Origin of the sequence: Rudaea sp. (assembly GCF_036383415.1) — a bacterium.
GTDB lineage: Bacteria > Pseudomonadota > Gammaproteobacteria > Xanthomonadales > Rhodanobacteraceae > Rudaea.
In genome coordinates this window covers 1-6,150 of sequence record NZ_DASVOK010000424.1, presented here as the reverse complement: position 1 = coordinate 6,150, position 6,150 = coordinate 1, and the positions used below count along the sequence as shown (strand labels likewise).

General features: G+C 65.8%; 7 protein-coding genes. 4 read left to right on the top strand and 3 right to left on the bottom strand.

The annotated features are described in order from the left end of the window. Both VF497_RS15505 and ispG read left to right on the top strand, forming a co-directional pair. Window positions 1–394, top strand: a 394-nt coding sequence (locus VF497_RS15505) for a hypothetical protein (RefSeq protein WP_330890339.1), incomplete at its 5' end; no start/stop codon positions are given. An 81-nt stretch (window positions 395–475) separates the two neighbouring features. Continuing rightward, window positions 476–1,735, top strand: coding sequence for a flavodoxin-dependent (E)-4-hydroxy-3-methylbut-2-enyl-diphosphate synthase (gene ispG, locus VF497_RS15500; protein ID WP_330890337.1), 1,260 nt, complete (start codon window positions 476–478; stop codon window positions 1,733–1,735). Between the two features lie 4 nt (window positions 1,736–1,739). Here ispG and VF497_RS15495 read toward each other — a convergent pair whose 3' ends face one another. From VF497_RS15495 to VF497_RS15485, 3 genes are all read right to left on the bottom strand, one after another. Next, window positions 1,740–2,357, bottom strand: a complete 618-nt coding sequence (locus tag VF497_RS15495; protein ID WP_330890335.1) for a hypothetical protein — start codon at window positions 2,355–2,357, stop codon at window positions 1,740–1,742. 70 nt (window positions 2,358–2,427) lie between these two features. Continuing rightward, complete coding sequence (locus VF497_RS15490) at window positions 2,428–3,045, bottom strand: hypothetical protein (protein ID WP_330890333.1); 618 nt, start codon at window positions 3,043–3,045, stop codon at window positions 2,428–2,430. A 70-nt stretch (window positions 3,046–3,115) separates the two neighbouring features. Then, on the bottom strand, window positions 3,116–4,006 hold the full coding sequence (locus VF497_RS15485; protein WP_330890343.1) for a DMT family transporter: 891 nt from the start codon (window positions 4,004–4,006) through the stop codon (window positions 3,116–3,118). Window positions 4,007–4,308: 302 nt separating this feature from the next. Here VF497_RS15485 and VF497_RS15480 point away from each other — a divergent pair, with 302 nt between their 5' ends. Both VF497_RS15480 and VF497_RS15475 read left to right on the top strand, forming a co-directional pair. Then, the gene (locus VF497_RS15480) at window positions 4,309–5,922 is read left to right on the top strand and encodes an amidohydrolase family protein (protein WP_330890331.1); all 1,614 of its coding nucleotides are present in this window, start codon (window positions 4,309–4,311) and stop codon (window positions 5,920–5,922) included. A gap of 67 nt (window positions 5,923–5,989) precedes the next feature. Further along, the coding region (locus VF497_RS15475) for a cytidylyltransferase domain-containing protein (RefSeq protein WP_330890341.1) at window positions 5,990–6,150 on the top strand (161 nt) is incomplete at its 3' end.

The following is a 6,150-nucleotide window of genomic DNA, read 5'->3' as shown; positions in this document are numbered from 1 at the left end:
CTACGGCGCCTTGCGCTGGCTGCGTACGCAAGCCGACGCGGCGGTCGAGGCCGGCGTCGAATTGCTGCCCTCGCCGATTCCGGTCGCGGTCTATGCGCTCGACATGAATGGCGTGTCGCTGGCACCGGTTCGCGGCATCCTGGTCGGCGCGTCAAGTGAGGGCCGGCAGGCCAATGGGCAGGGCATACTCGTGCCGCGTCCGTTCGCGCGCGATGCGGTCGGGGTCGAGGTGGTGCGCATCGACGAGACCGGCGCTGGCACGATGCCGCGGTCGGTCCGCGTTGCCCAGTTCAGTGCGCAGGATGCGGGGCTGTACCAGAAAATCATCCTGTCCAGCGACGCCATTGAACGCATCGTGGGCGGGGGCAGCGACGAAAGCGACGCGCATATGTAGGCATTCGCGGCGACTTGCGTGCGTATCCGCTAAAATCCGGACGACAACGGCTACGTATCGGCCGATCCACTCCGGTTTCGCATGAACAATTCCTCCCAGCCTCACTCCGCGCGCCCAGGCACGCTGGACCGGCGCCTGTCGGTCGGCGTCGCCATCGGCAACGTGCACGTCGGTGGCACGGCGCCCGTCGTCGTGCAGTCGATGACCAACACCGACACGGCCGACGTCGCCTCGACCGCGAAACAGGTCGCCGAGCTCGCGCGCGCCGGCTCCGAAATCGTGCGCATCACGGTGAACACGCCGGAAGCGGCGGCCGCGGTGCCGAAGATCCGCGAGCGCCTCGACATGCAGGGTGTCGGCGTGCCGCTGATCGGCGACTTCCACTACAACGGCCACCAGTTGCTCGCCGGCGAACCGGCCTGCGCCGAGGCGTTGGCGAAATACCGCATCAACCCGGGCAATGTCGGTTTCGGCCGCAAGCGAGATGTGCAATTTTTCACAATTATAGAATTTGCCCTGAAGTACGCGAAGCCAGTGCGCATCGGCGCGAACTGGGGCTCGCTCGACCAGAGCATGGTCGCCGCGCTGATGGATGAGAACCATGCGCGCGTCGAGCCCTGGGATGCCGCGCACGTCGCGCGCGAGGCGCTGATCCGCTCGGCGCTCGATTCGGCTGCGCGCGCCGAGGAACTGGGCATGACGCGCGACCGCATCATCCTCTCGTGCAAGGTTTCCGGCGTGCAGGAATTGATCGCCGTGTACCGCGACCTTGCCGCGCGCTGCGACTACGCGCTGCACCTCGGCCTGACCGAAGCCGGCATGGGCTCGAAGGGCATCGTCGCCTCGAGCGCCGCGCTCGCCGTTCTGCTGCAGGAGGGCATCGGCGACACGATCCGCATCTCGCTGACGCCCGAGCCGAACGAGTCGCGCACGCGCGAGGTCATCGTCGCCCAGGAACTGTTGCAGACGATGGGCCTGCGCGCGTTCACGCCGCTCGTCACCGCGTGTCCCGGTTGCGGGCGCACCACGAGCGTGTTCTTCCAGGAGCTCGCCAAGACCGTGCAGGAGCATGTGCGCGCGAAGATGCCCGAATGGCGCATCAAGTACGACGGTGTCGAGAACCTCACGCTTGCGGTGATGGGCTGCGTCGTCAACGGTCCCGGCGAATCCAAGCACGCGAACATCGGCATCTCGCTGCCCGGCACGGGTGAGGCGCCGGCCGCGCCGGTGTTCATCGACGGACAAAAGGCGATGACCCTGTGCGGTGAAGGCATTGCGCAGGAGTTCGTCGGCATCGTCGAGAACTACATCGCGACGAAATTCACCCGGCGCGCTGCCTGAAGGATTACTGCTCGAACTGCACTGTGTTCGCCACGGAACATTGCGCGACCGGGGCGACATCGCGCTTGAGCCACTGTGCTTCCCAGCATTCTTCATAGACCGAGCAGTAGCAGACGCTCATCTTGAAGCGGTCCTTGGCATCGAACAGGGCCTTGGCCTCGTCGGGCTGCGTCGTACGGATGGCAGCGATCGTCGTCTCGCGATTCGTGCTCGGCGGCAGCACATTGCCGTTGATGCTCGAGACCGTTGCGTTTTCGCGGCCGTGGCCGAACAGCACCTGGAAGACTTCGTCCCAGTTGCGCATCGGCTTGCCGTCGAGGCTCAGCGTGACCGATTTGATCAGCGCGGGGCCGACGCCGTTGTTCTCGACCTCCCAGGTGAAGCCGCCCTTGTCGCGGCTGCCGAAATAGCTCAGCCCCAGCGAAACGATCGGCCACACGCTGGCGCGTGCCTGGGCCTGCATCAGTCGCGTCTGGTAGGCGCCCGTGGCGAGCGCGAGCACGCTGACCGCGAGTGCGACGATGCTGCTGATCTGCGCGGTCGACGATCGTCGTGCGTTGGCTTGTGCATCGCCCGACGATGTGACGGGCTCCCCGTTCGGATGTTGCGATTCGATGGACATGCAAATCTGCGCGACGTGGAATCGGCGTCAAGGGTAGCGCGACGCAGCGCGCCAGGCGAGAAACGAGGCGTTACTGCTCGAACTGCACCGTGCCCTTGGTTTCGCAGCGCGGCACGGGCTTGTTGTCGGTCTGCAGCGAGCGCACGAGCCAGCACTCGTCGTAGACCGAGCAGTAGCAGACCTCGATCGTCGTGCGCGGCGCCGCCGTCAGGAACGCCTTCGCGCGCTCGGGCGTGTTCGGTTTGACCATCTCGACCACCGTCTCGCGATTCGTGCTCGGCGGCAGCACGATGCCGTTGAGCGAAGACGTCTGGCCGTGGAATTCCTGGCCGGGTGCGATCTTCGCGAACACTTCCGCCCAGTTGCGATAAGGCTGGCCGTCGACCAGAACGCGCACCGATTCGATCTTCGCCGGGCCGACGCCGTTATTGTCGACGCGCCAGGTGAACGCTTCGCGGCCCGGTATCCCGTCTTCATTCTTGCCGATCGTGACATAGGGCCATACGCTCGCACGCGCCTGGGTCTGCATCAGCTCGGTCTGCGCCTGCATCAGGCGGGTCTGGTAGGCCGAGGTGACCAGCGCGAGCAGGCTGAAGGCCAGCGCGGCGAAGCTGCCGATTTCGCTGAAGCGCGTGCGTGCCGCAGCTTGCCGAAGCTGCATGCCGATGCCGTTTTCCTCGCTGCCCATGTTGCTTGTCCCGGATGTGGTGCGCGCAATGTAACCGAAGCAGGGCGCCGGCGGATGCGCGAACGCGCGCTCAAGCCGACTGTCCCGACTCGCTCGGCGCAATCTCGGGATCGGTCACGGTGCGCCGCGCGAGCATCGCCTCTCGCCGCGCAATGTAGACGTTCGCACCGATGATGATGACCGCGCCGATCACGGTCGCCGTGTCGATGGTCTGGCCGAAGGCAAACCAGGCGCAGGCGACCACGACCGGCAACTGGATGAAGTTGATCGGGATCAACGCCGACACCTCGCCGGCCTGGTAGGCGCGCGTCATGCACACCTGGGCGATCGTCGCGAGCAGGCCGGTCAGCACGAGCCAGAACCAACCGGCCGCATCGGGCCAGGTCCAGTGCAGCAACGCAGGCACGAGCGACATCACGGTCATGATCGCCGACATGTAGATCACCACCGCATCGGGCGATTCGGTGCGCGAAAGGTACTTGATCGCGATGTAGGACATCGCCGCGAACGCTGCGCCGGCCAGTGCGATCAGCATGTCGAACGAAACGTATTGATTTGAATCAGCCATGCCGCCCGGGCGCATGATGATGAGCACGCCGACGAAACCGACGACGACCGCGCTCCACCGCCTTGCGCGCACGACCTCGCCGAGGATGAGCACGGCGCCGACGGTGACAAACAGCGGTGTCGAGTACGAGATCGATATGGCCTGCGCGAGCGGCAGGTGGGCCAGCGCCCAGAAGCTTGCCAGCATCGACAGCGTGCCGGTCGTGCCGCGCACCAGGTACAGGCCGAAGCTGCGCGTGCGCAACATGCCGAGACCCGGCTTGATCAGCAGCGGCAGCGCGAAAATCAGGCCGAACAGGCTGCGGAAGAAGCCCGCCTCAAACGCGCTGACCTGCGCGGTGGCGAAGCGCAGCGCGACCGCCATCAGCGCGAACAACACGGCGCTTGCGGCCATCAGTGCGGGTGCGTAGAGCGGCGAGCGGGCTCGATGCTGCTGCGGTGCGGCGATGTCCGGGGCGCCCACCGGAACGCGCGAGTCGGGATTCATTTGCGCAGCTTGGCCATGGGTTGTTCGAGGCGTGTGAAAAAATCTGGCGGTTTTGCGTCGGCCGGGAAAATTATCGCATGTCGGGTGAAGAGACCCGGGCCGCTTCGTTTGCATGACACGGAACCAAAGTCGGCGTGGCGATGCAGCCATTGTGTCCTGCGATCTCTGATATTTTACGAAGCCACGACGGACAGCAGCGGGGAGATGGCATGTGTATTCGGGTCGGAATGGCGGCGCTTGCCGTGGCGCTGCTTTGCGCGCATGGTGTTGCGTTTGCAGCGGCTGCGCCTGCGCAGCCGAAGAGCGAAGTGGCCCCGGCACCGCAGCGCCACGAAGGCGAAGGGCCGTATCCGCAGCTGATCCTGCGCGGCGTGATCGTGATCAACGGCACCGGCAGCCCGGCGTTTGGACCGGCCGATGTCGTGATCGAGGGCAATCGCATCGTCAAGGTGCAGTCGGTCGGCAATCCAGGCGCGGCCATCGATGCGGACAAACGACCCAAGCTCGCCACAGGCGGGCGCGAGATCGATCTGACCGGGCACTACGTGATGCCGGGCATCATCGACATGCACGGCCATATCGGCGGCGCGGAGCAGGGCACGCCGGCGGAGTACGTCTACAAACTCTGGCTCGGCAACGGCATCACCACGGTGCGCGAGCCCGGCTGCATGAACGGCGTCGACTGGTGTGTGAGCGAAGCCAAGCGCAGCGCGACGAACGCGATCACCGCGCCGCGCATCTTTCCGTATGCGGCGTTCGGTTTCAAGGAACGCGCGCCGATGACGCGGCCCGAGCAGGCGCGCGAGTGGGTGCGCGAGATGAAGGCCAAAGGCATCGTCGGCATGAAGTGCTTCGGCTACCGGCCCGACGTGCTCGAGGCCGCGTTCGACGAGTTGAAGAAACAGGGCATGCGCAGCGCCTGCCATCACGCCCAGCTCGACGTGGCGCGCGTGAACGTGCTGACCACGGCGCGCTGGGGCCTGACCTCGATGGAGCACTGGTACGGCCTGCCCGAGGCGCTGTTCGACGACCGCACCGTGCAGGATTATCCGCCGGCCTACAACTACAACAACGAGGCCGACCGCTTCGGCCAGGCCGGGCGCCTGTGGGCGCAGGCCGCGCAGAAGGGCAGCGACAAATACGAGGCGGTGATCGGTGAACTGCTCAAGCTCGACTTCACGATCGATCCGACTTTCACGATCTACAACGCCTCGCGCGACCTGATGCGCGCGCGCCGCGCGGACTGGCACGAGGAATACACGCTGCCGTCGTTGTGGGATTTCTACACGCCGAACCGCGACCATCACGGCAGCTTCTTCTTCGACTGGGGCACGGAAGACGAAGTCGCGTGGCGCCGCAACTATCAGCGCTGGATGGATTTCGTCAACGACTACAAGAACCGCGGCGGCCGCGTCACGGTCGGCTCGGATTCGGGTTTCATCTACCAGCTCTACGGCTTCGGCACGATCCAGGAACTCGAGCTGCTGCGCGAGGCTGGATTCCATCCGCTCGAAGTGATCCGCTCGGCGACGCTCAATGGCGCACAGGCGCTCGGCGAGGAGCAGCGCCTCGGCACGGTCGAACCGGGCAAGTTCGCCGATCTCGTCGTGCTCAAGGAAAATCCGCTGGCGAATCTCAAAGTGCTCTACGGCACCGGCCACATTCGCCTCGGCGACGACGGCAAGGTGCGCCGCGTCGGCGGCGTCGAGTACACGATCAAGGACGGCATCGTGTTCGATGCGAAGCAGTTGCTCGCCGACGTGCGCAGGATGGTTGCCGACGAGAAGGCGAAGCGCCACATCGAGCGCCTGCCGCAACCGTGAGCGCGATCGCGCCGCGGCGTTGCACTATGATTCAAGCCCCGCAACGACAGCGCGAAGCACCCCTCGCATGACGCAGCCTTTCATCGTCGCCATCCCCGCGCGCTACGCCTCGACGCGCCTGCCCGGCAAGCCGCTGCTGCCGCTGGCCGGCGAGCCGATGATCCGTCACGTCGTGCGCCGCGCGCAGGCGGCCGGAGCAGCGCAGGTCGTCGTCGCGACCGACGATAT

What these genes read in the sequence shown, in the direction of transcription:
- VF497_RS15490 (WP_330890333.1), bottom strand. Translation starts at nt 3,045, where the DNA reads ATGGGCAGCGAGGAAAACGGCATCGGCATGCAGCTTCGGCAAGCTGCG.
- VF497_RS15480 (WP_330890331.1), top strand. Translation starts at nt 4,309, where the DNA reads ATGTGTATTCGGGTCGGAATGGCGGCGCTTGCCGTGGCGCTGCTTTGC.
- VF497_RS15495 (WP_330890335.1), bottom strand. Translation starts at nt 2,357, where the DNA reads ATGTCCATCGAATCGCAACATCCGAACGGGGAGCCCGTCACATCGTCG.
- VF497_RS15485 (WP_330890343.1), bottom strand. Translation starts at nt 4,006, where the DNA reads ATGGCCGCAAGCGCCGTGTTGTTCGCGCTGATGGCGGTCGCGCTGCGC.
- ispG (WP_330890337.1), top strand. Translation starts at nt 476, where the DNA reads ATGAACAATTCCTCCCAGCCTCACTCCGCGCGCCCAGGCACGCTGGAC.